The following is a 25190-nucleotide window of genomic DNA, read 5'->3' as shown; positions in this document are numbered from 1 at the left end:
AAACCATGTGTGGAATTGTTGGCGCCGTTGCTGAACGCAATATCACCGCCATTTTGCTGGAAGGCCTCAAGCGCCTCGAATACCGCGGCTACGACAGCGCAGGCGTGGCGGTTTTCACCAATAGCGGCAAGCTCGAGCGCATGCGCCGTCCGGGCAAGGTCGCCGAGCTGGAACAAGCCCTGGCTGGCGAGCCGCTGATGGGCCGCCTGGGGATCGCCCACACCCGCTGGGCCACCCACGGCGCACCTTGCGAGCGCAATGCCCACCCGCATTTCTCCGGCGATCTGGCGGTGGTGCACAACGGCATCATCGAAAACCACGAAGCCCTGCGCGAACAACTCAAGGCCCAGGGCTACGAGTTCACCTCGGACACCGATACCGAGGTCATCGCCCACCTGCTGAACCACAAGCTCAAGGACCTGGGCGACCTGACCGTGGCCCTCAAGGCTACCGTCAAGGAACTGCACGGTGCCTATGGCCTTGCCGTGATCAGCGCCAGCCAGCCGGATCGCCTGGTCGCGGCCCGTAGCGGCAGCCCGCTGGTGATCGGCCTGGGCCTGGGGGAAAACTTCCTGGCCTCCGACCAGTTGGCCCTGCGCCAGGTCACCGACCGGTTCATGTACCTGGAAGAAGGCGATATCGCCGAGATCCGCCGTGACAGCGTGCAGATCTGGGACATCGACGGCAAGGCCGTGGAGCGCGAGGCGGTGCAGTACCGCGACGGTGCCGAAGCGGCGGACAAAGGCGAATTCCGCCACTACATGCTCAAGGAAATCCACGAGCAGCCATCGGTGGTGCAACGCACCCTGGAAGGCCGCCTGAGCGCCAACCAGGTACTGGTCCAGGCCTTCGGTCCCCAGGCCGCCGAGTTGTTCGCCAAGGTGCGCAATGTACAGATCGTCGCCTGTGGCACCAGCTACCACGCCGGCATGGTCGCCCGTTACTGGCTGGAAGAACTGGCCGGCATTCCCTGCCAGGTGGAAGTGGCCAGTGAGTTCCGCTACCGCAAGGTGGTGGTGCAGCCCGACACCCTGTTCGTGACCATTTCCCAGTCCGGCGAGACCGCCGATACCCTGGCTGCGCTGCGCAACGCCAAAGAATTGGGCTTCCTCGCCAGCCTGGCGATCTGCAACGTTGGCATCAGCTCCCTGGTGCGTGAATCCGACCTGACCCTGCTGACCCAGGCCGGTCGCGAGATCGGCGTAGCCTCCACCAAGGCCTTCACCACTCAACTGGTGAGCCTGCTGTTGCTGACCCTGTCCCTGGGCCAGGTACGTGGCACCCTGGCAGCCGGTGTCGAAGCCGAACTGGTGGAAGAGCTGCGGCGCCTGCCGATTCGCCTCGGTGAAGCCCTGGCCATGGACAGCGTGGTGGAGAAGACCGCCGAGCTGTTCGCCGACAAGCACCACACGCTGTTCCTCGGCCGTGGTGCCCAGTACCCGGTGGCGATGGAAGGCTCCCTGAAGCTCAAGGAGATTTCCTATATCCACGCCGAAGCCTATCCGGCCGGTGAGCTCAAGCACGGCCCTCTGGCCCTTGTGGATAACGACATGCCAGTGGTCACCGTGGCGCCGAACAACGAACTGCTGGAGAAGCTCAAGTCCAACCTGCAGGAAGTCCGCGCCCGTGGTGGCGAGTTGATCGTGTTCGCCGACGAGCAGTCGGGCATGACCAACGGCGAAGGCACCCATGTTATCCACATGCCGCACATCCACGATGTTCTCTCGCCAATCCTCTACACCATCCCGTTGCAACTGCTGTCCTACTACGTGGCCGTGCTCAAGGGCACCGACGTCGACCAGCCACGCAACCTGGCCAAATCGGTGACTGTGGAGTGAGTTATCCACAGTCGGGTCTCAACCGGCTGTAGATAACGGCAACTGCCACAACCAAAAGGGAGCCTGTCCAGGCTCCCTTTTTTGTCCATGCGTTTCTACTTCCCTGGGCTTTTTCGCTGAGTCCGACGTCTCCCCGTCGATACGTCCGCTCTGGACAACCCTGGCCACCTGCGTTGTCAAAAGACCTGCTTGAGTGGCGCAGGATCGACTTACGCCGGGTTTTCGAAAAAAATAAGCCACTTCACAGCAGTTGCATCCTGACCTGCACCCAGGTCGATACTTTTATCCAGCGGATGGAAAACCAATGAAGCTTCGCCTGATTCATGGATGGATAATCGTTCTGATCCTGGTTGTCCTGGGGTTGGGGACGCTGACGCCGGTGTTGTCCAACGGCCTGTTGCTGCTGATGGATCGAGACAACTTCATTCCGACGGAGTCCTCCATCTGGACCTTTGAACCGACCCTGATCAACCAGGGTTCTTCTGCCTATTGGCTGTACGGGGAAGATCGTCAGTACTACTTCTACTTTTCCTACGCTGAAAACCAGCCTTATAGGCTGATCGCCAAAAACAACCGGTGCCCGGGATTCCAGCGGCACGACGTGCAGACCTGGTGCGCCCCCTGACGCCATGGCTGTGGATTATGCTGCTGGCTCGTGGTGCCTGTCGGGTGGGCGCCGCCATTCGAGATAGGCCATGGACAGATTTCAGGAAATGCAGGTGTTCGTCTGTGTCGCCCAAGAGCAGGGATTCGCTGCCGCGGCGCGACGCCTGAACCTGTCGGCGGCCAGTGTCACCCGGGCCGTGGCGGCCCTGGAGCAACGCATCGGTACCCAGTTGCTGGTGCGTACCACGCGCAACGTGCACCTGAGCGAAGCCGGGCAACGCTACCTGGAGGACTGCCGGCGCATTCTCGCCGAGGTCCAGGATGCCGAGGCCTCGGCTGCCGGCATCCATGCCCAGCCCCGGGGCCAACTGAGCCTGACCGCGCCGGTGCTGTTCGGCGAACTCTTCGTCACCCCGCTGCTGGTGCGCTACCTGCAACGTTATCCACAGGTCAGCGTCAACGCCCTGTTGGTGGATCGGATGGCCAACATGGTGGACGAGGGCATCGACGTGGCGGTGCGCATCGGCGAGTTGCCGGACAGCGGCCAGCACAGCATTCGCGTCGGTGAGGTACGCCGGGTGATCTGTGCATCTCCGGCGTTCCTGGCTAACCATGGCCGGCCACAACATCCTGACGACTTGCGCCAGGCGCCGGTGATCGCTCCGTCTTCCATTGGCCAGGCGCGCAACTGGCAGTTCAACGTCGCCGGTCGCGCCTTGAGCATCCGCCCCGAGCCGCGGTTGTTGGTGAGCGCGAGCCAGGCTGCCATCAGTGCCGCCAGCCTGGGGCTGGGCCTGACCCGGGTGCTGTCCTATCAAGTGGCCGACAAGGTCGCGGCAGGGCAGCTGGAAATCGTCCTCGAGGCCTTCGAGCAGCCACCCTTGCCCATCCATGTGGTGTACCAGGGCGGGCGCAAGGCGCCGGCGCGGGTGCGCAGCTTCGTCGATTTCGCGGTGCAGGCCCTGCGCGAGCATCCATCGCTCAATCCTTGAGCAAGATTGTTTCACCCAATGAAATGATGGTTTGTGCTTTCTGGTGATTCTGTTGTTTTTGCCCTGGCAGGAAGATAGCCCCTCCAGCGCGGCGCTTCGACCGTGCACCTGCCCGTGGAGTCGTCCATGTCCCAGCCCGCCATCAAGTTCTACAACTTTCCCCGCTCCGGCCATGCGCACCGCGTCGAGTTGATGCTGTCCCTGTTGGAATTGCCGGTCGAAACCATTTTCGTCGACCTGGCCAAGGGCGCCCACAAGCAGCCCGAGTTCCTGGCCCTCAACGCCTTTGGCCAGGTGCCGGTCATTGACGACCAGGGCGTGGTGATCGCTGACTCCAACGCAATCCTGGTGTACCTGGCGCAGCGTTATGGCAACGGCCGCTGGTTGCCCACCGATCCAGTGGGAGCGGCGCAGGTGCAGCGCTGGCTGTCGGTGGCCGCGGGGCCGATCGCCTTCGGACCGGCGGCGGCACGCTTGATCACCGTATTCGGCGCAACCTTCAACCCCGAGGAAGTCATCGCCCGCGCCCATGTCCTGCTCAAGGTCATGGACCAGGAACTGGCCGCCCGGCCGTTCCTGGTCGGCCAGCAGGCGACCATCGCCGATGTCGCCGGCTACAGCTACATCGCCCACGCGCCGGAGGGCAACGTGTCGCTGGCCGACTACCCCCACGTGCGTGCCTGGCTGGCGCGCATCGAAGCCCTGCCGGATTTCGTCGCCATGCCATCCACGGCAGCGGGCCTGAAAAGCGCCTGAGGCGCCCCGAGGGAGGTTTCCATGAGCACCCAGTCGCCCTGGCACGCCGGTGAACGGCAGTTGCAGGCCCAGGCCGGGGTGGCCGAGCGCATGGAAGCCTTCGGGGCCAAGGTCATCCGCCAGGCCATGCCCGACCAGCATCGGCAGTTCTATCAACAGCTGCCGTTCATCCTGGTGGGCGCGGTGGATGCCGATGGCAGCCCTTGGGCGAGCATTCTCGAAGGGCCGCCCGGTTTTGCCCGCGCCCCGCAGGACACCCGGCTGCGCCTGGACAGCCTGCCGGCCAGCGATGACCCGTTGCAGTTGCACGAGGGCGCGGCGCTGGGCCTGTTGGGGATCGAGCTGCACACCCGGCGGCGTAACCGTCTCAATGGACAGATCGCCACCCTCGACGCCCAGGGGTTCGAGGTGAGGGTGCAGCAGTCCTTCGGCAACTGCCCGCAGTACATCCAGCTGCGCGAGCTGCAACAGGTGCCGCTGGACGATCCAGCCAGCCGCCCGGCCCAGCATCACCAGGGCCTGGACGATGGCGCGCGGGCGCTGATCGCTGCCGCCGACACCTTCTTCGTCGCCAGCTACGTGGACCTGGAGGGCCAGCGTTCGGTGGATGTTTCCCACCGTGGCGGCCAGGCCGGTTTCGTCCGGGTCGAGGGCGATTGCCTGACCATTCCGGATTTCGCCGGCAACCTGCATTTCAACACCCTGGGCAACCTGCTGCTCAACCCTCGGGCCGGCTTGTTGTTCATCGATTTCCACAGCGGCGAGCTGCTGCAGCTCACCGGCTCCACCCAGATCATCCTCGACGGTCCACTGGTCGGCGCCTTCCAGGGGGCCGAGCGGCTGTGGCGGGTCCAGGTGGAGCGCATGGTGCGGCGTCCGGCGGCCTTGTCCCTGCGTGGGCCGTTGCGCGGTGTGTCCCCCAACAGCCTGCTGACCGGCTCCTGGCTCCAGGCCGAGGCGCGCCTGCGGGCCCAGGCCCTGGGCAAGCAATGGCGGCCGCTGCGGGTGGTGCGGATCGAGGATGAAAGCCACAGCATCCGTTCGTTCTATCTGGAACCTGCGGACGGAGCCGGCCTGCCGCCTTTCCTGCCCGGCCAGCACCTGCCTTTGCGGATCGGGCTCGACCCGCAGCCGCTGATCCGCACCTACAGCCTGTCCAGCGCCCCGTCCGATGGATTCCTGCGCATCAGCGTCAAGCGCGAAGGGCGGGTGTCCAGCTACCTGCACGATGGGGTCGAGGTGGGCGACCTGCTGCATGCCAGGGCGCCTCAGGGACAGTTCAGCATCGAGCTCCAAGGGTTGCGACCGCTGGTACTGCTGGCGGCCGGGGTGGGCATCACGCCCTTGCTGTCGATGCTGCGCGAGGTGGTCTACCAAGGCCTGCGTACCCGGCGCATGCGCCCCACCTGGTTGTTCCTGGGCTCGCGTACTCTTGCCGAACAGCCCTTTGCCGAGGAGCTGCGAACCCTCGGTGAGCAAGCCGGGGAGGCGCTGCAGGTACTGCGCCTGCTTAGCCAGCCCGAGGCGACGGCACAGCCGGGCGTGACCTTTGATCGGCAGGGGCGGATCGACACCCGGCTGGTGCTGGAGCATCTGCAACTGGATGACTACGACGCCGTGGATTTCGTGCTGTGTGGTCCCGGTGCCTTCACCCAGGCGTTGTACGACCAGTTGCGGGACCTGGATATCGACGATCGGCAGATCCATGCCGAGACGTTCGGTCCCTCGACCCTGCAACGTCGGGTCGACCCAGAGGCGCCAGGCTTGCCCCAGCCGCCGGCGGCGACTGAAGCGGTACCGGTGCGTTTCCAGCACTCGGGCCTGGTGCACGACTGGCAACCTGGCAGCGGCAGCCTGCTGCAACTGGCGGAACGCGCCGGCCTGCACCCGGAATTCAGTTGCCGGGGTGGTTCCTGTGGCACCTGCCAGACTCGCCTGCTCAGTGGCCAGGTCAATTATCCACAGCCTCCGGCGCAGGTGCCGGAAGCCGGACAGGTGCTGATCTGCTGCGCGGTTCCCGCTGTTGTGGATAACTCATCTTCACCCCTGGTGCTTGACCTGTAGAGCGAAGAAAAAATCCTCCCCAACGATTGCCGCCAACCCGCCCCCTGCGTAGGCTGACGCGAATTTTGTCGCCGCTGCCGCAGGCTGCCGGTGGTGGTTGCCGGGCCTATCGACCCGGTGATGTTCCAGGGTTTTCAGCGTTAAAGGGAATCAACGATCCATGCTCCCCCGGGTTCTGCTCCGTCTCTGCGCCGTGTTCCTTTGCGGGCTATTGCTCAGCGCCTGCCGCCAGGAGCAGGCGCCCGCGCTGGATCAGCAGCTGTACATCTGGCAACGGCAGTGGACCCCGGCCCACGCTGCAGCCCTGGCAGGTTCCCGGGCAGACTTTTCCACAGTCCGGGTGCTGGCCTTGCAGGCTTTTCCACAGGCTGGCTGGAGCCGGGCGCGGATCGATGCCGATGTGCTGCGCCAGGATGGGCGGCGGCTGATCGCGGTGGTTCGCCTCGATGGGCAATTGCCCTCTCTGAATCAGGACGAGATTCTCTCCCAGGTGCAGCAACTGCTGGCCGATTGGCAAGGGCAGGGCCTGGTCCTGGCCGGCCTGGAGATCGATCACGATGCCGCCACCGCGCGGCTGCCGGGTTATGCCGCGTTGCTGGCGCGGTTGCGAGCCCAGTTGCCGGCCTCTCTGGGGCTGAGCATCACCGCGCTTCCGGCCTGGCTTGGCAGCTCTGAACTGCCGAGGCTGTTGGCCCAGGTCGACAGCAGCGTGCTCCAGGTGCATGCGGTGAGCGACCCACGCAAGGGCCTGTTCGACCCCGGGCAAGCCGAACAATGGGCCCGACGCTGGGCGCAGGTCACCGACAAACCCTTCTACCTGGCCGTGCCCGCCTATGGCGTGGCCCTGCTGGCTGCCGGCGAGGGCGGGCCGCTGGTGGAGAGCGAGGCGCCCATCGCCCAGCGCGGCGAACGTCGCGAACTGATGGCCGATCCCGAACAACTGAGCCTGTTGGCCAAGACCCTGCGCAACGACCCGCCAGCGCACCTGGCCGGCTTGATCTGGTTTCGCCTGCCGCTCAAGGGCGATGTCCGGGCCTGGAGCCTGGATACCCTCAAGGCGGTGGCCCGGGGCGAGGTCCTGAGCAGTCAGTTGAGCATCGGCCTGAGTGAGCAGGATGGCCTGTTCGACATTCGCCTGGACAATCCGGGCAACCTCGATCGTCCCCTGCCTGAACAACTGTCCCTGGCCGTTGCCCAATGCGACGGATTCGATGGGTTGGGTGGCTATGCCGCCCAACTTCGCGACGGCCAGCTGTTACTGACCCGCCAGCAGACCGGCCGCCTGGCGGCGGGTGGCACCCGGGCCGTGGGTTGGGCCCGCTGTACAAAAATTGACCAAGGAGCTGTGCATGTTCGTCCCTAGATCCCGCCACCTGTTGTGCTTGAGTCTGTTCCTGCCCCTGGCTCCGGCCATGGCGTGCGGGCCGACTTTCCCCATGCGCCTGCTGGGGGACCGCCCGCAAACCCTGGCCGAACTGCCCGAAGGCAGCTTCAAGTTCGAAGTCAGCCGCCTGGGCCAGGCCATTACCGGGCTCAAGCCGGTGGCCAAGGACGCCTTCAACTCCGACTACAGCCTGCCCGAGAGCTACGAGGTGCAGCAGCGCAACTGGGCGGAACGACAGGGACTGGACGAAGCACAGCGGACCCTGGTCAGCCAGTTGCGCCAGCTCGACGACGGACGCGTCGCCGAGCAGCAGGGCGCCAGCTTGCCGCTCGAGATTCGTCTCTATACCGCCGGGGCGGTGGCTTTCAATGCCGGGGACAGCCAACTGGCATCGGAGTATTTCCGCAAGGTGCTGCAACTGCCTGCCCAGCAGCGGGCGCTGCGCAGTACCTGGGCTGCCTATTCCCTGGGCCGGGCCTTGAGATCCATCCATGAAGAAGCCAACGAACTGGACGAACAAGGCCGGCACGAAACCTTGCAGGCAGCGCGCCAGGCGTTTATCCAGGCCCGGCAATTGAGCATCGACGGCTTCAGCGACCCGCTGGAACTGGGCATCGCCAGCCTGGGCGAAGAGGCTCGCATCCTCAAGGACCAGGGTGACTGGAGCCAGGCCATCGACCTGTATGCCAGCCAGAGCCTGCAGGGTTCGGAGGTCGGCTACAGCTCCCTGAAACAAGTGGTGAACGAGCTGGGCAGCCTGCCGGACGAGCAGTTGCTGGAGCAGCTCAAGAAGCCTGCGGTGGCGCGCCTGCTCACCGCTTCGCTGGTGTCTCACCAGGGCTGGTCCTTTGGCGAAAAGCCGGACTCCGAACGCAACCTGATCAAGCTCTTGAGCCAGGGCACCGCCGGCCGTTTCGACAATGCCGACCGGCTGGCGGCGCTGAATTACCAGAATGGCGATTTCGCCACCACCAAGCTCTTGCTCGAGCACGCCGGCGATGGCGGCCTGGCCTGGTGGCTGCGGGCCAAGATGGCCGTGCGCGACGGCGACAAGGTGGCCGCTGCGGCCGCCTACGCCAAGGCCTCCGCGGCCTTTCCCCGGGATGAGAACTGGGGCTTTCGCGGCGATTACGATGGCAACTATGAAGACCTCAAGCCGGGCTGCCGGGTAGAAGGCGAAAGCGCGGTGCTGGCCCTGGAGCGTGGCGACTACGTGCAGGCGTTCGAGTTGCTCTACCGCAGTGGCGAGATCTACTGGCACGACACGGCGACCGTGGCGGAGCGGGTGCTGACCGTGGATGAACTCAAGCGCTTCGTCGACGCCCAGGTCCCGGCGCCGCCACCGACGCCCAAGCAGGCAGACGACTACTACGAGCATTTGCCGATCGCCGCGCAGCTGCGCGAGCTGCTGGGACGGCGCCTGCTGCGCGAGGGCCGTTACCAGGAAGGCTGGGGCTATTTCGACAGTCCCGAGCGCCAGGCCATTGCCAAGGCCTACGGTGAGTATCGCAGCAGCGCCGAGTCGGCCTGGCTGCCCACCCGCCGTGCCGAGGCCTACTACCAGGCGGGCAAGCTGGCGCGGGCCTCGGGCATGGAGATCCTCGGCTACGAGATGGGGCCGGATTACCACAGCCTCTGGGGCAGCTATAACCTGGAGATCCCACCGGTACAGGCCGGTCCTTTCCTCAGCGCCGACGAAGTGCAGCGCCAGCAGGCCAGTACCGCCGAGCCGGATGTGCGCTACCACTATCGCTACGTGGCCGGGGAGCTGGGCAACCGTGCGGCGGATTACCTGCCACACACCAGCCAGGCCTTCGCCGCGGTGCTGTGCAAGGCCGCGCGCTGGACCCGGGGCTCCGACCTGGAGATCGACTACTACAAGCGCTACGTGGAGCAGGGGCCGTTCGTGGAGTGGGCCGGCAACTTCGGCATGAACTGCCAGGAGCCGGACTTCGGCAGCGCCAACAAGCGCTATGTGACCCAGTGGATCGACGCCACCCGCTCCAGCCTCGGGCAGCACAAGCTGGCCAGCGCTGGTGGCGCGGCGCTCCTGCTGCTGGGCGGCGCCTACCTGATCCGCCGCCGGAAGGCGTAGCCGCGAGGCCCGTTGCGCGATATGCCTGATGGATCGCGGTGCCTGGTTTTACGGGCGCTGCGCACGGCTCGGCACGAGCCGCCAGGTCAGGTCGTATGGTCTGCGGCCAAATCAGGCTTGCTGGACGAAGGTCAGGCGCAGGGCGAAGCCGATCAGCAGGCTGCCGAACAGCCATTGCTGAAGGCGTTGCGCCGAAGGGCTGCGTTGCATCCAGCGACCCAGCCCGGCGCCGGCCAGGGCGTAGCAGCAGTCGAATAGCCCACCGACGCCCACCAGCAACACGCCCAGGGTGATGAATTGCGGTGCTACCGCCCCGGCCTGGGGATCGACGAACTGCGGCAATAGCACCGAGCAGAACAGCAGGGCCTTGGGGTTCAGCAGGTTGGTCAGCACCCCGCGCTGGATCGCCTGGCGCCAGCGCAAGGGTGCGGCCGCCGTGCCGCTGCCGTCCAGTGCAGGCAGCAGGTTGGCCCGCAGGCATTGGATACCGATCCACAGCAGGTAGGCCGCGCCGGCCAGGCGCACCACATCGAAGGTCCAGGGCGCGGCCTTGAACAGCGCCGCCAGCCCCAGGGCCGCCAGGGCCACGTGACAACCGCGGGAGATGGCCAGGCCGAGGGCCGTGGCCAAGGCCTGGGCCTTGCCTTGGCGGGCGCCGGTCTGCAACAGCAGGATCATGTCGGGGCCGGGCAGCAGGTAGACCACCGCCAGGGCCAGGAAAAACATCCACAGTTGCGCCACGTTGCACCCCCATTCGTTGTCGAGTCGGTGCCCACAGTTTAGGGCTGGAGGGCAGGGCAGGTGCTTGCGTAATCAACCAGCGTTCACATGAAAATTGGCATAAAGTTCCAGGATTCAGCCAAAGGACCATCCGGATATGCCAACCATGAAACTCGACGCCTACGACCGCAAGATCCTCGCCGCCCTGCAGCGCGACGGCCGCTTGAGCAACGTGCAACTGGCGCAAGAGATTGGCTTGTCGCCATCGCCCTGCCTGCGCCGGGTACGGATGCTGGAGGACGCGGGGGTGATTCGCGGCTACCAGGCCACCCTGGATCGGGACGAAGTGGGGCTTGGGCTGACGGTATTCGTCGGGGTCAAGGTCGAGCGGCACAACGATGCGGAAGCCGAAGCCTTCCGCCAGGCGGTGTTGCAGTTGCCGGAGGTGATCTCGGCATTCCTGGTCTCCGGCGAGTCGGACTTCCTGCTGCAAGTGGTGGTGCCCGACCTGCGGGGCTACGACCGCTTTCTTACCGGTCATCTGCTGAAGATCCCGGGGGTCAGCGATATCCGCAGCAACTTCGCGATCCACACCGTGAAGACCCCAGGCCCCTTGCCGCTGGGCCACCTGCCGGGCTGACCTGGTTCGTGGCGAGGGTGCTTGCGCACGCTCGCCACAGGGCAAGCTGCTAGTGCCCGGTCAGGTCCACCAGTAGCGCACCAGGTGGAAGAAGATCGGCGCGGCGAAGCACACCGAGTCCAGGCGGTCGAGCATGCCGCCGTGGCCTTCGATCATGTGCCCCCAGTCCTTGACCCCGCGATCGCGCTTGATCGCCGACATCACGATGCCGCCGGCAAAGCCCAATAGGTTGATCAGCAAGGCGATGAAGAACGACTGCCAGATACTGAACGGAGTGATCCACCACAGCGCGCCGCCGATCAGCGAGGCCAGCAGGATGCCGCCGACAAAACCCTCGACGGTCTTGGACGGCGACAGGTTGGGAGCGATCTTGCGCTTGCCGAAGAGTTTTCCACAGACGTACTGCAACACGTCCGAAAGCTGCACCACGATCACCAGGTAGGCGATCAGCAGCAGGTTGCGGCCCTCGTAGCCGGCGATGTCCAGGGTCAGCAGGGCCGGGACGAAGGATACGCAGAACACCGCGATCATCAGGCCCCACTGGACCTTGGAGGCGCGCTCCAGGAAGTGCGTGCTGTCGCCGCCCAGGGAGGCGAGGATCGGCAGCAGCAGGAATACGTACACCGGGATGAAGATCGAGAACAGCCCGTACCAGTCCGAGTAGATCAGCAGGTACTGCAGGGGCAGGGCCAGGTAGAACGCGGCCACCAGCGCCGGGTAATCGCTGCGCCGGGTGGGAGTCAGGGTCAGGAACTCGCGCAGGGCATAGAACGACACGGCATAGAACAGCAGGATCACCGCCGCGGTGCCGAGCCAGAAGGCGATGCCGATCACCAGCACCATCACCCACCAGGCGTTGATCCGCGCGTTGAGGTTGTCGATCACCGGGTTGGGGCTGCCCCGGGTACGCCACTTGAGGATCAATCCGATCAGCGAGGCCAGCACCAGGATGGCGCCAATACCGCCGAACAACATCAGGGTCTGCTTATCCATTTCAGGCGTGCTCCGGAGCCAGGGCCAGCAGCGCGGCGCGGCTGCGTTCGAGAAAGTCTTCCTTGCTTTCGCCGTCTTCCACCGCCAGGGGCGCGCCGAAGCTGATGGTGCACAGCAGCGGCAAGGGCAGGAAACGGCCCTTGGGCATGACCCGGTTGAGGTTGGCGATCCACACCGGGATCACCTCCACCTGTGGATAACGCTTGGCCAGGTGGTACAGGCCGCTCTTGAACGGCAGCAGGCCGTCTTCCGGGTTGCGCGTGCCCTCGGGAAAGATGATCAGGGAGTCGCCGTTTTCCAGGGCCTCGAGCATGGGTTGCAGGGGGTTGTTATCCACAGCCTCCTTGCGCTCGCGATCGATCAGCACGCCGTTGAACACGCGGTTGATGATGTAGCGCCGCACGCCGCTTTTCTGCCAGTAGTCGGCGCCGGCCACGGGGCGGGTCAGGCGTCGCAGGGCCGGTGGCAACGAGGCCCAGAGCAGTACGAAGTCGCCGTGGCTGCTGTGGTTGGCGAAGTAGATCCGCTGCACCGCCTCTGGCGCCGAGCCCAGCCACAGGCTGCGGGCGCCGGTAATGCTGCGGGCGGCGGAGGTGATGAGGTTGGCTACCAGGGGTTCGAACATGGGCATTCCTTATCCGGCAAAGACCAGCCAGGGGCTGATCAGAATCACGCTCAATATCACCAGCACTTGGGTCGCCAGCAGCAGTGCCTGGCGGCGCAGCAGACCAAGAGCACCCTGGCTGCGTTCGTGCCAGGGCCGCCCGCCGCGCTCGGCCGGTTGCAGGCCGAGCGCGCTCAGGGCCTGGTCCAGGGCGCGGGTGCTGTGCTCCAGGGAGGTCGGGGCATCGGCCACCCGTTGGAACAGCTCGGCATCGAAGGCGACGCGTAGCGCCAGGTACTTTTCCACAACCCCCAGCACCACCAGGGCGATGCTCAGTAGCAGCCCACCGAGGGTGACGCTGGCCAGCAGGTACTGGCCCAGGCCATACAAGGCGCCGAGCAGGGTCAGGCCTGTGGATAACTGGTCCAGTGCCTGCCCTCGGCGTAGCAGGCTGGCGACGCTGTACAGCTGCATGTCATTGGGCATGGGGGCTGCTCCTGGCGCTGATCAGGCTTTGCAGGGCTTGGCGGTGGGCCGCTTGCAGGACGATGTGTGGGCGTGCCCGTTGCAGTTGCACGATGGCCCCGTCCACGCTGCTCGCGCGACCGCTGTGCAGCAGCCAGGCGGCCAGTGCCGTGGCACTGCGTGAGTAACCCAGGGCGCAACACACCAGCAGCGGCCCGTGCTGGCGCAGATCCTCGATGGCCTTGGCGGCCTCCAGGCACTGGGCCGGGCTCGGCGCGCACAGGTCCAGCACTGGCAGGCTCCGGTAGGCCGCGAGCGGACGTCCATCCAGGGACAGCTCGGCACACAGGTCGAGTACCGCCGCGAATGGGCTGGCCTGGAGTTCGGCGGGGGTGGGCAGGCGCCCCAGCCAGACGTTATCCACAACCTGGTCCGGCTGTGGATGGTTTCTTGTCCACAACCTCGAGTTGATCCAGGCACCCGCCAGATAAGGCGCCATCAGCCAGCGTGCGGCGGGGCTCAGGCGCCCATCCGCGCGCTTCTGGAAGCCCGCGGCATCCAGCACGGCGTAGTTCACCGCCACCAGCAGCAGGGCCAGCGCCGGCCATAGCAGCCACAGGCCGATGCCGTTCCAGGCATAGGCCGCCAGGGCCAGCGCCACTGCTGCGAAGGCATAGCGCAGGGCCAACTGGCGGCGCCTTGGGTCATTGCTCAGGCGAGCACTGAACAGCGGGCTGGGGCGATCCAGCGGCCACAGCCAGACGCACAGCCAGCCGGCCAGGGCGCCTGTGGGTACATCGATGAAGTGGTGTTGATAAGTGGTCAGCACCGAAATCCCGATCAGCGCGAACCAGCCATGCACCAGCCAGCGCCAGGCCCCGTGGATATGCCGCGCATAGCAGACCCAGAGCACCACCAGCAGGGCGATGTGCAGGGACGGTGCCTGATTGAAGGGTTTGTCGAAACCCGCCAGCACCGCGAACAACCAGCCGAACAGCCCGTCCAGTTCCGGCCGGGAGAAGGTGAAGCGCAGCGGCCAGAGCAGGAAGCAACTGACGGCGATCACCTGGGCGCTGAGCAGGCGCAAGGCATGGCGCTTGAGTTCGTCGCGGCTGCGCGGCAGCAGCAATGACAGGCCGTAGAGCAGGTCGATGGACCAGTAGGGGACGATGGTCCAGGCCCAGAACGGCATGTGCCGCTCCCAGTCGAAGACCAGGCTGGCGACGTCGTCGCGCTGCGCAGTGACCCAGGTGGCGAAACCATAGGTGCCGAAGAACAACGGTGCCAGCAACAGCAGCCAGAGCACCGCCGGCTTGAGCAGCCCCGGTTCGCGCGCCGGCAAGGCGCCTGCGCTCATCATTGCACCCGTTGCGCCAGGGACACGCTGAAGATGCCCCATTCATCCACCCGCATCGTTACCTTGCGAAAGCCTGCGGCCTCCACCAGTTGGTCCATCTCTGCCTGGGTGCGGCGGCGCATGACCCAGGCCTGGCCCTCGCGGTGGCTGGTCAGGGCCCGGGCGATCAGCTCCAGCTGCGGGTGCCAGGGCTGGCCGGTGTACACCAGGTAGCCGCCAGGCTCCACGGCGCTGGCCAGACCGGCCAGGGAGTCGCCCACCATCTGGTTGTCGGCGAACAGCTCGTACAGGCCGGAAACCACCGCCAGGGTCGGCTTGGGGTCCAGGGCAGCGAGATCGTCACGGTCGAAGGCGTTGCCTTTGACGAAGCGGGCGATATCGCCCAGGCCTTTTTCCTGGATCAGGGCACTGCCGTCACGCACGTTGATATCGCTGTAGTCGCGCAGCAGGATCGATTCCGGCAGCGGCGCAACCCCCTGCAGGGCTTCGAGGATGTAGCGGCCGTGGCCGGCGGCAATATCGACGATGCGCACTTCGCTGCCTTGTCCACGCAGCTGTTCCATGGCCAGGCGCAGCAGTTCTTCCACATGCAGCTTGCGCTGGCGAATGCCGCGCCAGCCGATGGAGTTCAGGTAGTTCTGGTCGATCATCCGGCCCAGCGGCGTATGCCCGGTGGGGCGGTTGCGGTAGACGTAGTCCAGGGTGCTGCCGGAGTCGAAGCCGGTGTCGAACCCCAGCTTGACCCCCGCCGAGAGCCGGCTGCCCAGGCGCATGCTGGCGCGAGTGGTACGCCAGTACAGGTCGCGCAGGGAGTTGCGTGGCAGCGGCGCGGCCAGGGCCTCGGATTCGGCGCAGGTGACGCCCAGGCGGTCGGCGTCCAGCAGGGCAGGGCGCTGCAAAGGAAGGGTGAAGTTGTGCAGGATGAAGCGCCGGATGCTGGCCATGGCCGGGGCGCGTTCCTTTTCGCCCAGGGTGTCGTGGAAGAAGCCGGGAAGGATGTGTTTTTCCTTGCGCAGGCTGCCCAGGCGCTCGAAGAACTGCTCCTGGGGCTTGCGATGCACCACGAAGTCGGACCCGGAGATCAGCAACTGGGTCGGCACCTGGATCGCCTGGGCATCGGCGACTACCCGATCTGCGGCCTCATACAGCCCCAGCAGGACATTCACCGAAATCGCCTTGGTGATCAGCGGGTCGCTGTCATAGCTCTCGACTCGTTGCGGGTCGTGGCTCAAGAAGCGCGCCTTGACGTAGCTGTTGACGAAGAAATTACCGCGAAAGCGCCGCATCAGGGCCAGGCCGGGACGGGCGAAAGGCACGTAGAGCTTGACCTTGAAGGCCGGGGAGGCCAACACCAGGGAGCGGATCCGCGGTGCATAGTCATGGACCCAGGTGGCGGCGATGACCGCGCCGACGCTCTGGGCCACCACGGCGATGTTGTCCTCGGCGATCTGGTGGGCGCTGCCCAGGTGATCGCAGAACGTCTGCACGTCACGCACGCTGGTGGCGAAGCTTGGACTGTCGCCCCGGGCTCCCGGGGACTGGCCGTGGCCCCGGGCGTCCCAGGCGAAGAAGTCGATGTGGGGCAGGTCCAGCTCGTCCACCAGGTGGGCGATGCGCCCGGAGTGTTCGTGACCCCGGTGGAACAACATCACCGCCTGGCGTGGTTGGTCGGCAGAGACTTCACTGGCTGGCCAGTGGCGGTAAAACAGTTCGACGCCATCATGGGTACGAAACGTCCGGTGCTGAGCTTCGCGCATAGCCATTTCCTTATGCAGAGGGAGCGTTGTTCTGGACTTCTTCGAGGCCCTTTCGGACCCGGTTGATCAGGGTGTAGACCAAGAGTGCGGCGACCAGCGCCAGCACGCCGTTGATCCAGGGAGCACTGAGCCAGCCCAGGGCGATGCCCGTTGCCAGCACGCCAAGGACGAAGGCGCGGTCGCTCTTGCCCATGGGGCCGTCGTAGCGCCGGGAAGCACCGACCATGGGGCCCAGCACGCCGGCGTACTCGCTAAACAGCGCCAGCAGGGCCACCGCCAGGACCAGCAGCAGGTTGACCTCGGGTAGCAGGGCGAAGGGCAGGATCAGGGCGCTGTCGGCCACCACGTCGCAGAGTTCGTTGAGGTAGGCGCCCAGGCGCGATTGCTGGCCGAACTCCCGGGCCAGCATGCCGTCGATGGCATTGAGCGCCATGCGCAGGATCATCCACAGAGGAATCAGGGCGAATAGCCAGGCGTGGCTGGCGAACAGGGCGATCAGCCCGCCCACCAGCAAGGAGATGACCGCTGCCAGTACGGTGATCTGGTTGGCGGTGGTGCCGTTGTCGTAAAGGCGTTGTACCAACGGCCGCAGCAGGTTCTGAAAGCGCGGTTTGAGCTGGTAGATCGAAAGCATGATGGGACGGTTCCTTGTCGCACACGGTGAGCAGGGCTGGATTATTGCCTTAAATGCCGGAGGGCCGACATCAGAAGTTGCTGCGTTGGAGCAAACAGCGATCTATGTATCTACGACGTGCGTAATAGATGAAAAGGCATGGCTGGCGACGAAAATTTCACTTGAATCGTTATATAGTAACGAATTGTATCCAGATTTTTCGGCCCGCGATTCATGCAGAGGGCCGGACCAGAGCGGCGGGGTGGTATGCAAGTCGATCTAGAGACGCAAGGGCCAGACGTGGCCGGCTTGCCAAGGTTCCAGCAGGCAACCTTCCACAGCGTGCGTTTACGCCGCTGGGGCATTGGCCTGTTGACCCTGGCGATACTGGGATTGGTATCGGCGGTATTCGTCGATCTGTTCGCGGCGCTGACCCTCTGGCCGGTGGTGTTGGTGAACCTGTCATGTGCCTTGCTGGTACTGGTTGCGGGCCTGCAATCGGCCGGCTGGGTCAGCCAATGGCGAGAACAGGCGATCGCCCCTGCGCCAGCGAGTCCGCAGGAGGAAGAACCCCAGGTACAGGCAGGAGGGCGGTTTTCCGCGGCCCTGGGCACGCGGGCCAGGCATCTGTTGCGGCAGATCGGGGCACCGACCCTGTGGCTTGGCGGCTGGTCGTTGCTGGCCCTGTATTGCCTGTTCCAGGTGTTCAATCTGGCGCTGCCCGCCACGGCCCTGGGCTTGAGTGCCAGTGTCTTCGCTGCGCTGGCACTGTTGCTGGCCTTTGCCCTGTTGGTGCTGGAGCGCCAGCTGGCCCAGGAACACCCGGCTGAATGGCCGGAAGCTGCAGCCCTGGCGCAGCTGCTGCGAATGGCGATCCTTTGCCTGCTGGCCAGCGCACTGTGCCTGCTGCTCAGCAGTGATACGGCGCTGTGGCCGGTGCGCCTGGCGGCATTGATCGGTCTGTTGCCTGCACTGGTGGCCGGCGAGTTGCTGCTGCGCTCGCTGCTGTCGTTGTTCAGCCCCCAGCGCGAGCGCCTTGAGCCCAGGTTGCTGGCCCATAGTTTTATCGCTGACTTGCTGCGCTGGCCACCGCAGCCACTGCTCAGCCTGCAACACGAATTGCACAATCGATTCGGCATCGATCTGCGACAGATCTGGGCTTTTGCCTATATGCGCCGAGCCTTCTTCCCCGTGCTGGCGACGATTCTGTTGGTGGGCTGGGTTTTGACCGGTGTTCATGAGATTTCCATGCAAAATCGCGGTATTTACGAGCGTTTTGGCAAACCTGTCACGGTTTTTGGCCCAGGCCTGCACCTGGGGTTGCCCTGGCCCCTGGGGCGGGTACTGTCGGTGGAAAACGGCGTGTTCCATGAACTGGCCACCAGTGTGGGCGAGGCCCCACAACCTATCGAGCCGGCGGCAGCGGAAGGGCCCGCCCCAGCGATTGCCAATCGTTTGTGGGATGCCAGCCACGTGAATGACAAATCCCAGGTGATCGCCAGTGGCAATGCCCGGCAGCAGAGCTTCCAGATCGTCAACATGGACGTGCGCTTCGTCTATCGCATTGGCCTGGACGACGCCGCGGCGTTGGCCGCGACCTACAACAGCAGCGATGTGCCGACCCTGATCCGCAGTACCGCCAGCCGAGTGCTGGTGCATGACTTCGCCTCGCGTACCCTCGATGGCCTGCTAGGGGAGGACCGCACCCGCCTGGCCGACGATATTGGCCGTGCGGTGCAGGCCGATCTGTCCAAGCTCGACAGCGGTGTGGAAATTCTCGCCACCGTGGTCGAGGCCATTCATCCGCCGGCCGGCGCGGCCAACGCCTATCACGCTGTACAAGCTGCGCAGATTGGCGCCCAGGCGCTGATTTCCCGCGAACGTGGGGCCGCAGCGGAACAGACCAACCAGGCGCAATTGCAGGCCAGCGAAGTGAACGATAAGGCGCGTGCCATGGCGCGTGAGATCCAGGCCGAAGCCCAGACGGCCGACCTGCGGTTCGCCGCCGAGCAGAAAGCCTACGCCGGTGCGGGCCAGGCATTCATCCTGGAGCAATACCTCGGCCAGTTGATCCAGGGCCTAAGCAAGGCCCGGCTGTTGATTCTCGATCACCGTCTGGGCGGCGACAGTGCGCCAACCCTCGACTTGCGTACCTTCACCTTGCCCGCCGACCCGATGGCGCCGCGTAAAGCCGCCCAGCCAGGAGCCGCCCATTGAGCCAGTCTTCCCATACCCATTCCCATGATGCGCATGCCGGTCACGATCACGGGCACGGTCATCATCACCATCATGGTCATCACCACCATCACCATGGTGCGCCGGCAGAGGCGGGACCGTTTCCCTGGCGGCGCATGGGCTGGGCAGCGTTGCTGGTGGCATTCGCCCTGGCGGCGGCGAGCCTGGTCCAGGTGCGCTCCGGTGAAGCCACGGTGATCACCCGATTCGGCAACCCGGCCCGGGTCCTGTTGGAACCCGGATTGAACTGGCGCTGGCCGGCACCCTTCGAGGCGGCAATTCCCGTGGACCTGCGCCTGCGTACCACGTCCAGTGGCTTGCAGGATGTAGGGACCCGCGATGGCCTGCGTATCATCGTCCAGGCTTATGTCGCCTGGCGTGTGCAGGGTGACTCGGACAACGTGCAGCGTTTCATGCGGGCAGTGCAGAACCAGCCGGACGAGGCCGCCCGGCAGATCCGTACGTTCGTTGGCTCGGCCCTGGAAACCACGGCCAGCAGTTTCGACCTGGCCGACCTGGTGAACACCGATGCCAGCAAAGTGCGAATTGCCGACTTCGAGGCGCAACTGCGCCAGCAGATCGATCAACAGTTGCTGTCCACCTACGGCGTGCGCGTCGTGCAGGTGGGCGTCGAGCGCCTGACGCTGCCGTCGGTCACGTTGACCGCTACGGTGGATCGCATGCGCGCGGAGCGGGAAACCATTGCCACGGAACGCACGGCGGTGGGCAAGCGCGAGGCCGCGCAGATCCGTTCCGCTGCCGAACGCGACGCGCGGATCGTGCAGGCCGACGCCACGGTGAAGGCCGCGGACATCGAGGCGCAGTCCCGGGTAGAGGCCGCACAGATCTACGGTCGGGCCTACGCCAGTTCGCCACAGCTCTATAACCTGCTGCGCTCCCTGGATGCCTTGGGTACCGTGGTCAACCCGGGAACCCGGTTGATTTTGCGCACCGATGCTGCGCCGTTCCGAGTATTGGTGGATGGCCCGCCGAACTTGCCGAACAAAGCCCCCGGATCGCAGCCATGAACAGCGTTCCACGTGGAACAAACGAGCTGAACAGCCCATGGATCCAGGCTGGCCGCCTGGCGTTCATCGCGCTGTATGTGGTCACCCTTCTCGCTGCCCTGGCTTGGGCCTTGTCCAATGTGCGGCAGATCGATCCGCAGAACCGCGCCCTGGTCTTGCATTTCGGCGCCCTGGCCCGGGTCCAGAATGCGGGGTTGCTGTTGGCCTGGCCTCGACCGTTCGAACAAGTGGTGTTGCTGCCGGCTGCCGACCGGGTGCTGGAGCGCAGGGTCGAAGGCCTGCTGCGCTCCGCTGCTGCCCAGGACGGGGACCGGGTCGCGACCCTGGCCACGCCGCTGAACGACACGTTGGCCGGTTCGGGCTACTTGCTCACCGGTGATGCGGGTGTGGTGCAGTTGGACGTCCGGGTGTTCTACAAGGTCAGTGATCCTTACGCATACGTGCTGCAAGGCGACCATGTACTGCCGGCCCTGGACCGGTTGGTGACTCGCAGCGCCCTGACCTTGGCTGCGGCGCGTGACCTGGACACCATCCTGGTGGCTCGCCCGGAACTGCTGGGCAATGACCACCAGGCGGCGGAGCGACGTGAGCGGTTGCGTGGCGATCTGGTGCAAAGCATCAACCAGCGCCTGGCAGATCTTGCTGCCAGTGGGCAGGGCATTGGCCTGGAAGTGACGCGGGTGGATGTGCAGTCGAGTCTCCCCGAGCCAGCCGTCAGTGCGTTCAATGCGGTGCTGACCGCCAGCCAGCAGGCCGACAAGGCGGTGGCCAATGCGCGTACTGAAGCGGAGAAACTTACCCAGAGCGCCAACCAGCAGGCCGATCGCAGCCTGCAAGTGGCCCATGCCCAGGCCAGTGAGCGACTGGCCCTGGCCCGAGCCCAGACCGCCACGGTGCAGAGTCTGGCCCAGGAGCAGCGCAACGGCACCGATCCGCAGATGCTGCTGCGTATCTATCGTGAACGCCTGCCGCAAATTCTTGGCCGAGCCGGCTCGGTGACCACCGTCGATCCGAAAGACGATTCCCGCCTGATCATCCAGGGAGCTGAACAATGACCGCTTCGACCCATGCGGCACCCGCCAGCATGTTGACCACCGCCGAACAACGCAGCGCCGCGCGCCAGTTGACCCTGGCCATGCTCGCCCTGGGGCTGTTGGCCCTGGGCCTGGCCTGGCGCTGGTTGGCACCGGAGCAGGTCGGTGTCAGCCAGCTGCTCCTGGGGGTCGCCTCGCTGCTGGTGGCCGTGCCGGTGCTGCGCTCGGCCTGGTTCAGCCTGCGTTACCCGAGCCTGCATGGCATCACCGACCAGCTGATCGCCCTGGCCATGCTGGGCGCATGGGCCACGGGGGACCTGCTGACCGCTGCCTTGCTGCCGATCATCATGATCTTCGGCCATGTGCTGGAAGAGCGCAGCGTCATCGGCTCCCAGGAGGCCATCGACGCCCTGGGGCGCCTGACCCGGAGCCAGGCGCGCCGGGTACAGGCCGATGGCAGCGTGCAGGAGGTGGATAACGCCAACCTCAGGACCGGGGACCTGGTGGAGGTCCGTGCCGGGGACCGGGTACCCGCCGATGGCGTGGTGGTGTCGGGCCAGGCCAGCCTGGATACCGCGCCGATCACTGGTGAATCGGTGCCGCTGGAGGCGAGCGTGGGCATGCAAGTGTTCGGTGGTGCGATCAACCTCGATGGCCTGCTGCGCCTGGAAGTGACTCGTACCGGCGAGGAGTCGACCCTGGGCAAGGTGATTGCCCTGATGCAGAGCGCCGAGCGGGCCAAACCGCCGATTACCCGCCTGCTGGAACGCTATGCCGGCAGCTACCTGGTGCTGGTGTTGCTGCTGGCAGCGGTGACCTGGTTCATTACCAATGATGCCCAGGCCATGCTTGCCGTGCTGGTGGCGGCTTGCCCTTGTGCCTTGGTGCTATCGGCGCCGGCCACCGCCATCGCCGGAATCGCCGTGGCGGCCCGCCACGGCATCCTGATCCGCAGCTCGGCGTTTCTCGAAGAACTGGCGGACCTGACCTCCCTGGTGGTGGACAAGACCGGAACCCTGACCTTTGGCACCCTGCGCCTGCAGGCTGTCGACACTGCCCAGGAAGATCGGCGGGCGCTGCTCAGCCTCGCCGCCAGCCTGGGGGCGGCCAGCAGTCACCCCGTCAGCCGGGCGCTGGCAGCACTGGTGCCGCCTGAGCAGCAATGGGCCCTGGAGGATATCCATGAGCGCCAGGGCCTGGGCGTGGTCGCGCGTACCGACGAAGGCCAGGCGGCGCTGGGTCGACCGGAGCTGTTCGCCAGCTTGGATATCGATACCAGCCCGGTTCCGAACCATGATGGGCCGATTGCCGGGTTGGCGCTCAATGGTGAGTTCCTCGGTTGGCTGCTGTTGGCCGATAGCGTCAAGCCCGAAGCCGCCCAGGCCCTGCAAGAGCTGCGCGAGTTGGGGCTGGGGCGCCAACTGTTGCTCACCGGTGACCGGCAAAGCGTGGCGGACAGCCTGGCGCGAGAGGTGGGCATCAGCGATATCGAGGCCCAGGCCCTGCCGCAAGACAAGCTCCAGCGGGTGCTGGGGGAGATCGACAAGGGGTTTCGGCCCATGGTGGTCGGCGACGGCATCAACGACTCCCTGGCACTCAAGGCTGGAGTGGTGGGGGTGGCCATGGGGGCGGGCGGCGCGGACATCGCCCTGGCCTCGGCCGACGTGGTGCTGATCGGCAGTGACTTGCGCCGCTTGGGTACTTGTGTGCGCCTGAGCCGTGAATGCCGGCGCACCTTGCAGGTCAACGTGATCATCGGCCTGGGCTGGACCCTGGCCATCGTCGCCTTCGCCGCATTCGGCTGGCTGGGGGCGGCAGGGGCGATGATCGCCGCGGTGCTGCATAACCTCAGCACCTTGCTGGTGCTGGGCAATGCCGGGCGCTTGCTGCGTTTTCAGGAGCCTTTGGCCAAGGCTTGAGTCGTCGGCTTTTATTTTCATCCCGGCTGTAACGCCGGGAGTCTTGCTCTCTCTAGTGGCATGACGGGGTTGCCCAGGCTTCCCGTCTCCCCCTTGCGACTATTGAGGAAATACAAGATGAACATGAAGAAAACCGCTGCCGGCGCTGCCCTGGCTTTCGCTGCCGCCAGCCTGTTTGCCGGTGTCGCCACCCAAGCGACTGCCGCCGATGCCCAGGTGCATTGCTACGGCGTGAATGCCTGCAAGGGCCAGAACGACTGCAAGACCAAGGACCACGCCTGCAAGGGCATGGGGGCCTGCAAAGGCCAGGGGTTCAAGGCCATGACCCAGGCCGCCTGTGAAAAGGCCGGCGGCAAGGTCGGCGAGTAAGCGGCGATCGAGTGTTGCCGTGGCGGGGACGCCCGCTGCGGCCACTTGGCAAGGAGTTGGCGATGTCTGATGTTCCTTCTTGCCTGGGCTACGGCCTGGGTTTGCGCAGTGCCTACTATCAGCAGATTCTCGATGACGAGCCGGCGGTCGACTGGTTCGAGATCATCTCCGAGAACTTCATGGTCCAGGGTGGCAAGGCCCTGTACTACCTCGATGCCATTGCCGAGCGCTATCCCATCGTGATGCACGGGGTGTCGCTGTCCATTGGCGGTCCCCACCCCCTGGACCACGATTACCTGGCACAGCTCAAGGCATTGGCCGGGCGAGTGCGTCCGGCCTGGGTTGCCGATCATCTGTGCTGGAGCCGGGGCAACGCCCATCAGTTACACGACCTGCTGCCGCTGCCTTACACCGAGGAAAGCCTGCGCTATGTGGCTGGCCGAGTGTGTGAAGTGCAGCAGGTGCTGGAGCGGCCACTGGTCCTGGAGAATGTCTCCAGCTATGTAAGAAGCGCTGCCGATGAGTTCAGTGAATGGGAGTTCCTGTGTGCCCTGAGCCAGCTCAGTGGCTGTGAGCTGCTGCTGGATGTGAACAACGTCTATGTCAGCTCGCGCAACCATGGTTTCGATTCCTGGCAATTCATCAAGGGACTACCGCCGCAACGGGTACGCCAGCTGCACCTGGCCGGTCACCAGGACTATGGCGACTATGTGATCGATACCCACGATCACCCCGTATGCGATCCGGTCTGGGAGCTGTTTCAGCGAACCCTCGAACACCTTGGACCGGTAGCGACGCTGCTGGAGCGTGACGATCACTTTCCGCCCCTGGAACAGTTGCTCGCCGAGCTGGACAAGGCCCGGGAGCTGGGATGCCAGGCCCTGGCCGGGAGACAGCGATGCGCCTGAACGAGTGGCAATTGGCATTTGAAGGCTATCTGCTGGGTGAGCAGCCCCTGGCCGATGCTGCCCTGAGCCGGAGCCTGGTGGGCGGGCCGACCCTGGATGTCGAGACCGGGCTGGCGATCTACCACAATGCCTATCGGGCGCGGCTGCTGGAGGTGATGGAGGGCGATTTCCCGAGCATCCGTCGTTGGCTGGGTGAGCAGGGGTTTTCGTCTTTGGTCGCGGCGTATCTACACCACTCGCCGTCGCGGCATTTCAGCCTGCGGTGGCTGGGGCAGGGGTTCGCCGATTTCATCCCGAGGCATGTGGTGTCTGGACAGGGCCTGCCCCTGGCAGAGTTGGCGCGACTGGAATGGGCCTTCACCCTGGCATTCGATGCTCCAGAGGCCGCGGTGCTGAGCGTGCCGGACTTGGCGGCGCTGGATGCTGCCCAGTGGCCTGAGTTGCAACTGCGCCTGGCTCCTTGTGTGCAATGGTTGCTGTTGCGCTACAACAGCCTGGCCCAATGGCAGTCGGTCAAGGCAGAGGTGGATTTCCCCCCGAGTGCTTTACTTGAACAGGAGCAGGTTTGCCTGGTCTGGCGCTCGCAGCGGGTCTGCCGCTATCGCAGCGTGTCGGCAGGAGAAGCCCAGGCGTTGCAGGGGATGTGCGCAGGGCAGTGGAGTTTCGCGGAACTCTGTGCCGAGCTGGCCGTCACTTATGACGAGGGGGCTCCTTTGCAGGCGGCGTCCTGGCTGAAACAGTGGGCCGAAGACGGCTTGGTGTGGCGCTACGGACCATAGAAAACCGCTATCAAATCGATAGCCTGCTAATTTT

General features: G+C 65.2%; 22 protein-coding genes. 15 read left to right on the top strand and 7 right to left on the bottom strand.

All coding sequences use genetic code 11. The features are described 5' to 3' along the window. Positions 1 to 5: 5 nt before the first annotated feature. The 7 genes from glmS (at position 6) to ATY02_RS00840 (ending at position 9735) form a co-directional block, all read left to right on the top strand. The gene (gene glmS, locus ATY02_RS00870; RefSeq protein ID WP_068576569.1) at positions 6 to 1838 is read left to right on the top strand and encodes a glutamine--fructose-6-phosphate transaminase (isomerizing); all 1833 of its coding nucleotides are present in this window, start codon (positions 6 to 8) and stop codon (positions 1836 to 1838) included. Between the two features lie 304 nt (positions 1839 to 2142). Further along, on the top strand, positions 2143 to 2463 hold the full coding sequence (locus ATY02_RS00865) for a hypothetical protein (RefSeq protein WP_068576568.1): 321 nt from the start codon (positions 2143 to 2145) through the stop codon (positions 2461 to 2463). Positions 2464 to 2533: 70 nt separating this feature from the next. Further along, entirely contained in the window at positions 2534 to 3436 is a 903-nt protein-coding gene (locus ATY02_RS00860; RefSeq protein ID WP_068576566.1) for a LysR family transcriptional regulator, read from the top strand. 126 nt (positions 3437 to 3562) lie between these two features. Beyond that, the gene (locus ATY02_RS00855; RefSeq protein WP_068576564.1) at positions 3563 to 4192 is read left to right on the top strand and encodes a glutathione S-transferase family protein; all 630 of its coding nucleotides are present in this window, start codon (positions 3563 to 3565) and stop codon (positions 4190 to 4192) included. Between the two features lie 21 nt (positions 4193 to 4213). After that, a complete protein-coding gene (locus ATY02_RS00850) occupies positions 4214 to 6256 on the top strand; it encodes a pyridoxamine 5'-phosphate oxidase family protein (RefSeq protein ID WP_068576562.1) in 2043 nt (680 codons plus the stop codon). A gap of 160 nt (positions 6257 to 6416) precedes the next feature. Further along, positions 6417 to 7619, top strand: coding sequence for a DUF3142 domain-containing protein (locus ATY02_RS00845; protein ID WP_068576560.1), 1203 nt, complete (start codon positions 6417 to 6419; stop codon positions 7617 to 7619). Further along, positions 7606 to 9735, top strand: coding sequence for a hypothetical protein (locus ATY02_RS00840; RefSeq protein ID WP_068576557.1), 2130 nt, complete (start codon positions 7606 to 7608; stop codon positions 9733 to 9735). The genes ATY02_RS00845 and ATY02_RS00840 overlap by 14 nt, the downstream gene beginning before the upstream one ends. 111 nt (positions 9736 to 9846) lie before the next feature. On the opposite strand, the gene ATY02_RS00835 is transcribed toward ATY02_RS00840, so the two are convergent. Next, positions 9847 to 10476, bottom strand: coding sequence for a LysE family translocator (locus ATY02_RS00835; RefSeq protein WP_068576556.1), 630 nt, complete (start codon positions 10474 to 10476; stop codon positions 9847 to 9849). A gap of 145 nt (positions 10477 to 10621) precedes the next feature. On the opposite strand from ATY02_RS00835, the gene ATY02_RS00830 reads away from it, so the two are divergent. Next, complete coding sequence (locus ATY02_RS00830; RefSeq protein ID WP_068576645.1) at positions 10622 to 11095, top strand: Lrp/AsnC family transcriptional regulator; 474 nt, start codon at positions 10622 to 10624, stop codon at positions 11093 to 11095. A gap of 60 nt (positions 11096 to 11155) precedes the next feature. On the opposite strand, the gene ATY02_RS00825 is transcribed toward ATY02_RS00830, so the two are convergent. The 6 genes from ATY02_RS00825 to ATY02_RS00800 are packed head-to-tail and all read right to left on the bottom strand — an operon-like array spanning position 11156 to position 16905. Beyond that, positions 11156 to 12088, bottom strand: a complete 933-nt coding sequence (locus ATY02_RS00825; RefSeq protein WP_068576553.1) for a phosphatidate cytidylyltransferase — start codon at positions 12086 to 12088, stop codon at positions 11156 to 11158. A gap of 1 nt (position 12089) precedes the next feature. Beyond that, on the bottom strand, positions 12090 to 12713 hold the full coding sequence (locus ATY02_RS00820) for a lysophospholipid acyltransferase family protein (protein WP_068576552.1): 624 nt from the start codon (positions 12711 to 12713) through the stop codon (positions 12090 to 12092). Between the two features lie 9 nt (positions 12714 to 12722). Then, entirely contained in the window at positions 12723 to 13178 is a 456-nt protein-coding gene (locus tag ATY02_RS00815) for a hypothetical protein (protein WP_068576551.1), read from the bottom strand. Further along, entirely contained in the window at positions 13168 to 14514 is a 1347-nt protein-coding gene (locus ATY02_RS00810; protein ID WP_068576643.1) for a phosphatase PAP2/dual specificity phosphatase family protein, read from the bottom strand. Before ATY02_RS00810 ends, ATY02_RS00815 begins: the two co-directional genes overlap by 11 nt. Further along, positions 14514 to 16271: a bifunctional alpha/beta hydrolase/class I SAM-dependent methyltransferase gene (locus tag ATY02_RS00805; RefSeq protein WP_068576549.1), complete on the bottom strand. Its 1758-nt coding sequence runs from the start codon at positions 16269 to 16271 to the stop codon at positions 14514 to 14516. The genes ATY02_RS00810 and ATY02_RS00805 overlap by 1 nt, the downstream gene beginning before the upstream one ends. A gap of 10 nt (positions 16272 to 16281) precedes the next feature. Continuing rightward, the gene (locus tag ATY02_RS00800) at positions 16282 to 16905 is read right to left on the bottom strand and encodes a CDP-alcohol phosphatidyltransferase family protein (protein ID WP_068576547.1); all 624 of its coding nucleotides are present in this window, start codon (positions 16903 to 16905) and stop codon (positions 16282 to 16284) included. Between the two features lie 246 nt (positions 16906 to 17151). On the opposite strand from ATY02_RS00800, the gene hflK reads away from it, so the two are divergent. From hflK to ATY02_RS00765, 7 genes are all read left to right on the top strand, one after another. Continuing rightward, positions 17152 to 19101 (top strand): protease modulator HflK, encoded by a 1950-nt coding sequence (hflK, locus tag ATY02_RS00795; RefSeq protein WP_068576546.1) that lies wholly within the window; start codon positions 17152 to 17154, stop codon positions 19099 to 19101. Beyond that, positions 19098 to 20147 (top strand): protease modulator HflC, encoded by a 1050-nt coding sequence (gene hflC / locus ATY02_RS00790; RefSeq protein ID WP_068576544.1) that lies wholly within the window; start codon positions 19098 to 19100, stop codon positions 20145 to 20147. The genes hflK and hflC overlap by 4 nt, the downstream gene beginning before the upstream one ends. Beyond that, complete coding sequence (locus ATY02_RS00785; protein ID WP_068576542.1) at positions 20144 to 21202, top strand: SPFH domain-containing protein; 1059 nt, start codon at positions 20144 to 20146, stop codon at positions 21200 to 21202. Before hflC ends, ATY02_RS00785 begins: the two co-directional genes overlap by 4 nt. After that, on the top strand, positions 21199 to 23100 hold the full coding sequence (locus tag ATY02_RS00780) for a heavy metal translocating P-type ATPase (RefSeq protein WP_164823613.1): 1902 nt from the start codon (positions 21199 to 21201) through the stop codon (positions 23098 to 23100). The genes ATY02_RS00785 and ATY02_RS00780 overlap by 4 nt, the downstream gene beginning before the upstream one ends. A gap of 117 nt (positions 23101 to 23217) precedes the next feature. Next, positions 23218 to 23469, top strand: coding sequence for a hypothetical protein (locus ATY02_RS00775; RefSeq protein WP_058435465.1), 252 nt, complete (start codon positions 23218 to 23220; stop codon positions 23467 to 23469). A gap of 62 nt (positions 23470 to 23531) precedes the next feature. Beyond that, complete coding sequence (locus ATY02_RS00770; protein ID WP_068578342.1) at positions 23532 to 24377, top strand: DUF692 domain-containing protein; 846 nt, start codon at positions 23532 to 23534, stop codon at positions 24375 to 24377. Further along, on the top strand, positions 24368 to 25156 hold the full coding sequence (locus ATY02_RS00765; protein ID WP_068578344.1) for a DNA-binding domain-containing protein: 789 nt from the start codon (positions 24368 to 24370) through the stop codon (positions 25154 to 25156). Before ATY02_RS00770 ends, ATY02_RS00765 begins: the two co-directional genes overlap by 10 nt. Positions 25157 to 25190 lie beyond the last annotated feature (34 nt).

The organism is Pseudomonas sp. BIOMIG1BAC (assembly GCF_001705995.2).
GTDB classification, from domain to species: domain Bacteria; phylum Pseudomonadota; class Gammaproteobacteria; order Pseudomonadales; family Pseudomonadaceae; genus Aquipseudomonas; species Aquipseudomonas sessilinigenes.
This window is presented reverse-complemented; position numbering and strand designations above follow the sequence as displayed.